Origin of the sequence: Streptomyces sp. NPDC046859 (assembly GCF_040645135.1) — a bacterium.
In the GTDB taxonomy this organism is placed as follows: Bacteria; Actinomycetota; Actinomycetes; order Streptomycetales; family Streptomycetaceae; genus Streptomyces.
Window position 1 is genome coordinate 1 of record NZ_JBEYXR010000052.1, and the last position, 6,158, is coordinate 6,158.

At 74.6% G+C, this 6,158-nt stretch carries 3 protein-coding genes and 2 pseudogenes; 3 read left to right on the plus strand and 2 right to left on the minus strand.

Going from position 1 to position 6,158, the window contains the following annotated elements; genetic code table 11:
- Window positions 1-218: 218 nt before the first annotated feature.
- Together ABZ899_RS36270 and ABZ899_RS36275 are read left to right on the plus strand one after the other, a co-directional pair.
- Window positions 219-2,009, plus strand: a complete 1,791-nt coding sequence (locus tag ABZ899_RS36270) for an ABC transporter ATP-binding protein (protein ID WP_361355130.1) — start codon at window positions 219-221, stop codon at window positions 2,007-2,009.
- A complete protein-coding gene (locus tag ABZ899_RS36275) occupies window positions 2,006-3,985 on the plus strand; it encodes an ABC transporter ATP-binding protein (protein WP_361355132.1) in 1,980 nt (659 codons plus the stop codon). Before ABZ899_RS36270 ends, ABZ899_RS36275 begins: the two co-directional genes overlap by 4 nt.
- 37 nt (window positions 3,986-4,022) lie before the next feature.
- Here the strand turns inward: ABZ899_RS36275 and ABZ899_RS36280 are convergent, their stop codons facing one another.
- Entirely contained in the window at window positions 4,023-4,619 is a 597-nt protein-coding gene (locus ABZ899_RS36280; protein WP_361355134.1) for a response regulator transcription factor, read from the minus strand.
- Between the two features lie 523 nt (window positions 4,620-5,142).
- On the opposite strand from ABZ899_RS36280, the pseudogene ABZ899_RS36285 reads away from it, so the two are divergent.
- A pseudogene (locus tag ABZ899_RS36285) lies at window positions 5,143-5,250 on the plus strand (TetR family transcriptional regulator); the annotation flags it as partial.
- 70 nt (window positions 5,251-5,320) lie between these two features.
- On the opposite strand, the pseudogene ABZ899_RS36290 reads toward ABZ899_RS36285, so the two are convergent.
- Window positions 5,321-6,012, minus strand: a pseudogene (locus ABZ899_RS36290) (transposase family protein); the annotation flags it as partial.
- Between the last annotated feature and the right edge of the window lie 146 nt (window positions 6,013-6,158).

Genomic DNA, 6,158 nt, shown 5'->3' on the forward strand with positions numbered 1-6,158 from the left:
CCAGGCTCTCCCGGCCGGCGAGATAGGAGACCCGCTCCCGCAACTGGGCGGGGCAGGCACGGGCGTTGGGGCAGCGGAGGTCGATGAGCCCTGCCGCCCGGTACCGGCGCTCCGGGTTTCCGCCCGGAGCGCCGGTACCCGCATGCACGGACACCTCGGCCGTCCGGTCGCGCGGCCGGTGTCCCGACACGGTGGGACGCACGGAAGGAGGCCGACTGGTGCCGACGAGCGGGTCCCGGGCACGGCGCGCGGGCAAGGCAGGCGGCGCAGCCAGCGGCGCGATACCGGGCCGCGCCCCCGAAGCGCTGGTGCTGCTGTGCTCGGTCGCCTCGGCCGCGGTGACCGTGGCCCAGCCCTACGTCCTCGGCCGCACACTGGATCTGCTCCTGCGCGACGGCGGCACCGCCGGTGCCGCGGGACGCTGGCTGATGCTGAGCGCCGCGCTCCTCGTGGGCGAGCTGCTGCTCGACAGCCTCACCTCCCTGTTCACCGGACGCTGCAACGCCACCTGGACGGCGTCCGTCCGCTCCCGTGCCCTCGACGGCCTCCTGCGAGCCGTACCGGACCGCGCCCGGCCGTACGCGCCCGGGGACGTCGGGGCCCGGCTGACCCTGAACGCCGCCGACGCCGGAGCCGCCCCGGCGGCCCGGGCGGCGCTGGCGGCCTCGATGGCCACGCCCGTGGGCGCCCTGGCGGCGCTGGCCGTGGTCGACCTGTGGGTGGCCGCCTGCGTGCTGACCGGGCTGCCCGCCCTCGGGTTCGTCCTGCGGGCCTTCGCCCGGGACACCGGCGCCTCGGTCGGCGCCTACCAGAAGACGCAGGCGGAGATCGCCTCCCGGCTGCTGGAGGCCATGGAGGGCGCGGCGACGATCAACGCGGCGGGCACTCGCGCCCGTGAACGGGCCCGTGTGCTCGAGCCGTTGGACCGGCTTACCGCCCAGGGCAGGCACATGTGGGTGCTCCACGGACGCGCCCTGGCCCGCAGCGGGGTCCTGGTCCCCCTGCTCACCCTGGCCGCCACGGCCGTCGGCGGCCTGCGGCTCGCCTCAAGCGCCCTGAGCGTGGGCGAGCTCCTCGCCGTGATCCGCTACGCGCAGCTGACGGCCGGCATCGGTGGCGCGGCGTCCCTGCTGGGCGCGGTGGTGCGCGGCCGCGAGGCGAGGAACCGGACCCTGGCCCTGGCCCGTGTCCCCGCGCTGGTCCACGGGGCACGCCGGCTGCCGCCGGCCGGGCGGGGCGATCTCGAACTGCGCGGGGTACGCGTGGTGCGTGACGGCAGGCAGGTGCTGCACGCCGACGGCGTGCGGGTGCCGGGCGGCGCCACGGCGGCGGTGGTCGGCCGCAGCGGAGCCGGCAAGTCCGTCCTGGCCGCCGTGGCGGGGCGGCTGGTCGATCCCGACGAGGGACAGGTGCTGCTGGACGGCGTCCGTCTCGACCGGCTGACCCGGGACTCCCTGCGCACCGAGATCGGCTACGCCTTCGAGCGCCCCGCCCCGGCCGGGGGCACGGTCGCCGAGATGGTCGCCACCGGACCTCGGCGGGTGTCGCCCGAGCAGGTGCGGGAAGCCTGCCGTGCCGCGGGAGCCGACGGGTTCGTGCGTCGGCTGCCGCACGGGTACGACACCCCGCTTGCCGCAGCGCCGCTCTCGGGCGGCGAGCACCAACGCCTCGGTCTGGCACGGGCGTTCGCGCACGCCGGACGGCTGCTGATCCTGGACGACGCGACGTCCGGCCTGGACACCGCCACCGAGCACGAGGTGGACCGGGCGCTGCGCCGGTCGGTGCGTCCCGGGACCAGGCTGGTCGTCGCGCACCGCCCCTCGGTGGCGGCCCGGGCGGACCTGGTGATCTGGCTGGAGGAGGGGGAAGTGCGGGCCGTCGCGCCGCATGGCGATCTGTGGGAACTGGCCGGCTACCGGGCGGTCTTCGCCGCCGACCCGGCCGGGGCCGGGCAAGCGCCGCCCGACGGAGCCGCACACCCGCCCGTATCCGAGGGAGCACGGCGGTGACCCGCCGCGCCGCGTCCGCGGACACGCGCGAAACGGACGACGGATCCGGGGCGGTGCGGCGCCTGGCGCCGCCCGCCCGCCGGTTCCTCGCCCGCCGCTCCGGGGTCCTGGTGCGCCTCGCCCTCTGGTCGTTGGCCGAGACCGGGCAGGCGTTCCTCGTGGGGTACGGTGTCGCCCAGGCCGTCGACCAGGGATTCCTCGCCGGTGACACGCGCCGGGGGCTGCTCTGGCTCACGGTCGCGCTGGTGGCCGTGCTGCTCGGAGCCCCGGTGATCCGGGGCGTGTTCGCCCAGCTGGCCGGTCTGACGGAGCCGCTGCGCGACGGTCTGGTGCGGCACGCGGTCGACCGGTCCCTGGGACCCGCCGCGGCGGGCGGTCCCGGTGAGACGGACCGGGCGGCCGTCTCCCGGCTGACGAACCAGGTCGAGATCGCCCGGGACAGCTTCGCCGGTCTCGTCCTGACGCTCCGTTCGTTCGTCTTCACAGCCGCCGGAGCGCTGCTGGGGCTGCTGTCGCTGCATCCCTCCCTCCTCGTGGTGGTGCTTCCCCCGCTGTCGCTCGGTCTGGGGCTGTTTCTGGTGACGCTACGCCCGATGGCGGCGGCGCAGCGACGCGCGCTGGCGGCCGACGAGGCACTGGGCGACCACGCGGCCCGGTCGCGGGCGGCGTTGCGGGACCTGACCGCTTGCGGGACCGGGCCTGCGGCGGCGAGGCGCGGCGCGGAGCTGATCGAGGGTGCCGCGGCGGCGGCCCGTGTCCTGGCCGGCTGGGCGGCGGTGCGTACGGCGGCGCTCGGGGTCGCGGGTCACCTGCCGGTCCTGGCGCTGCTGCTGGCCGTTCCGTGGCTGCGCGGACGGGGGGTGACGGCGGGCGCGCTGCTCGGTGCCTTCACCTACCTCGTCCAGTCGCTGCTGCCCGCCCTGCACACGCTGATGACCGCGCTCGGGGCGGCCGGGTCCCGGCTGCTGGTCGTCCTCGACCGCATCATCGGCCCGGAGCGGCCGCAGCCGCGGCCGGAGCGGCCCCGGGCAGCGGAGCAGGAGCGGGCCGGGGAGCCGGAGCGGGCCGGGGAGCCGGGGAGTGTACGGGCGCCGGCGGCCACCCGTCCGGAGCCCGCACTCGCGGCAGCGCCCCGTCCGGCCCCCGGCGCGGGCGGCGCGGCCGTCACCGCCCGGGCGACGGCCGCGATCCCCGGCCCCGGTGACGACGCACCAAACCTCGGGGGACGCCCGGCGGACCGCGCCCGGACCGCGGCCGTGGAACTGCGGTCCGTGACGCTCTCCTACGGCGTGCGCGCCGAACCCGTCCTCGACTCGCTCGACCTGTGCGTCGCCCCGGGCGAGCACCTCGCCGTCGTCGGCCCCAGCGGCATCGGCAAGTCAACCCTCACCCGCCTGATCGCGGGCACGCTCGCGCCCAGCGGCGGCGAGGTCAGGGTGGACGGCCGGGAGGTGACCGGGCGGCCGCCCGCCGAACTCGCCGCGCTGCGCGTCCTGATGCCCCAGGAGGCGTACGTCTTCTCCGGCACCCTGAGCGACAACCTCACCTACCTCCGCCCGGGCGCGAGCCGCGCGGACCTCGACGCCGCCGTCGACGCTCTCGGCCTGTGGCCCCTGGTGGAGCGGCTGGGCGGCCTCGACGCACCGCTGCGGCCCGCCGAACTCTCCCACGGCGAGCGACAACTCCTCGCGCTGACCCGCGCCTGGATGTCACCCGCCCCCCTGCTGCTGCTCGACGAGGCCACCTGCCATCTCGACCCCGCTGCCGAGGCGCGCGCGGAGGAGGCCCTCGCACGGCGCCCGGGAACGCTCCTGGTGGTGGCGCACCGCCTGTCGTCCGCCGTACGCGCCGACCGGGTGCTGGTCCTGGACGGAACGGACGCCGTGTGCGGCACGCACGACGAGGTGCTGGACCGCTCGCCGCTCTACCGGGACCTGACGGGCCACTGGCAGGGCGGACCGGCCCGCCGGCGCTGACCGCCGCGGGCCGTCCGGAGTCCGGACCGCCGCGCGCCTACGTCCAGCCGCCGCTCTGGAGCATGCGTATCGCGTCGACCCGGTTGCGGGCGCCCACCTTCCGTATGGCGGCGGCCATGTAGTTGCGGACGGTGCCCCGGGAGAGGTGCAGACGGGCCGCTATCTCGGCCAGGGGCGCCCCTTGTGAGGCGAGAGACAGCACGCTCAGTTCACGAGTGGTCAGCGGCATCGAGGCGCCCTCCAGCAGGGCGACGGTGAGCGTCTCGTCGAGGAAGCGTTCACCCTTTGCGACCGTGTGCACCGCGGTGATCAGCCGCCGGGCCGGAGCGTTCTTGTCGACCAGCCCGAGAGCACCGCCGTCGAACGCCCGGCGGAGTATCCCCGGACGCCTGGCGGTCGTCAGCACGACGAGCCGGTCACCGCGCCGCACCCGGAACGACGTGTCGTGCGTCTGCCCGGAACCCCAAAGACAGTCGCCGTCCACGACCCACACGTCGGTCGGTAATTCGTCACGATCCGGCAGGTCGACGCCGGGTGCCCGGGACGAGACCTCCAGCGCGGCATCGGATCTCAACAGTTGCACCAATGCCGATCGCAGCAGTTCCTCGTCGTGCACCACGACAGTACGAACCATGTCCCCCACCTCTGGTCAGCGGCCACGCCCGGGTCAGTCGGCACTCGCCCCCCGAGCCACGGGCCATGTGCCCTGATCTGACCGGCGGGAACACGACACATACGCACGAGCGAACCGCACCGGACGCAATGCGCCACCCTCCAGGCCCCAGGAAGGGCACGGCGGCTGTGCCCGCCCGGCCGAAAACGACGGATTCGCACGCTCTCGCCCGGATGCCGGCGGTCCCCGCGGCACGCGTCCGCCGCTCCCCGCTCCCGCGTCGGCGGCCACGGCCGCTGGCCACAGAGGTGTGCGGCCATCCGGGGCCCGCGTTCCCCGCGGAGCCAAGCGGCCGGTGCCACGCGGGCACGCCGCTCGCGGTTCGGCCGGAAACCGTCAGCGCGCAATCTGGCGCGAATCCACGGTCGCCCGTCGCCCCGCACTCCTCGAAACGAACCGTACCGATGTTGGTATACCGATACGCATGCGTACCGGTGAAGTGGCGCGCCGGCGAACGCCGGACACACCCGAGGTGCGGCGCACCATGACGTCGCAGGACGTGGACCGGCCCGGACCGGTCGGCACGCGCCGCTCCAGGATCACCCCGGAGCGCGAGCGTGAGTTCTTCGACGTCGTGCTCCACCAGATCCGGGTCCACGGCTCAAGGGTGTTGCAGAAGGCTGTGTTTGGGCAGGACAGGGCGGGTGGAGACGGTCCTCTAATCATGATGCGAGGGCGAGGTTGTGCATGTGGGCAACGGCCTGGACGGCGTGGCGGAGGCCGTCGCCGTGTTGCCGGCAGTCGCGGAGGACCTGGTAGTTCTTCATCCGGCCGATCACATGCTCCACCCTTGCACGGACCTTGCGGTGCGCCGCGTTGTCGTCTTCCTCGCCCGGCAGCAGCTCGCGCCGGGGGCATTTCCGGTGTGGGGTGACCATGCCGCAGTTGAGGTAGGCGCCGTGCGCCAGGACGGTCACGTTCTGGCAGTGCCCGGCCAGCCGGAAGCACGTCAGGCATGCGCGTCCGCGGTGGTGCCCGGCACCGGCCGGGCCGCGGGGATCACCAGGCGGGTGTCGGTGTCCACGATGACCTGCCCCTTTGCGGGGAACCGGTACTTGCGTGACGAGGAGCCGACCTTCCGGTCGCGTACCGGGATGAGGGAGCCTTCCACGATCCACAACCGGTCGGCCGCATCGCCTGGTCGGGAGACGGGCTCCAGTGCGAGCAGCGGACCGAGCCGCTGGATCACCCGGAACACCGTCGAGGACGAGATCCCGAACAGCGGCCCGAGCTGCCGCATGGTCAGATTCGTGCTGTGGTACACGGCCACCACCAAAACCCGTTCGGCCAGCGGAAGACACCACGGTCGGCCCGGCAGAGTCCCGTTGCCATCGCAGTCACGGACCGCCTTCACCGAGGCCGTCACCGGGAAAGCGGACGACCAGGACGGCACGTGGAAGCCCTACTAGTGTCCTGCGCCGGAGATCCGTCGGCAGAATCTTGCGAGGGATTCGAGGATCTCCTCGGCGGTCTTGGTCCAGATGAACGGCTTGGGGTCTG